General features: G+C 52.5%; 1 protein-coding gene. It reads right to left on the reverse strand.

Translation table 11 applies throughout. The annotated features are described in order from the left end of the window. Window positions 1-364: IS3 family transposase (locus tag Q0796_RS18180; RefSeq protein ID WP_298445902.1), on the reverse strand; the 364-nt coding region annotated here is incomplete at both ends.

Genomic DNA, 364 nt, shown 5'->3' on the forward strand with positions numbered 1-364 from the left:
CGATAGGTTTACGCGCAAAGAGGTCTATCACAACCGCTAGGTAAGCCCAGCGACTCCCAGCCCACACATGGGTAACACCCCCTACCCAAACTTGATTGGGGGCCGTTACTGCAAATTGCCTATCGAGATGATTCGGGATCTCAATATGCTCTTGGGTCTGTTTGGCATAACGGTGCGTAGGCAGCTGACAACTCACCAGGCCAAGCTGTTTCATTAATTTGCTCGCTCGATATCTGCTTAGCTTAAAGCCGTGATTCGAGGCCATTATCGCGATGGAGCGAGCGCCAGCTGAGCCATTGCTAGCACTGTGCAGTTCGCGAACCTTGGCACGCAGAAGAATGTCATCAGCACTGATTTCGCTGGG

Source organism: uncultured Ferrimonas sp. (assembly GCF_947489035.1).
Taxonomy (GTDB): domain Bacteria; phylum Pseudomonadota; class Gammaproteobacteria; order Enterobacterales; family Shewanellaceae; genus Ferrimonas.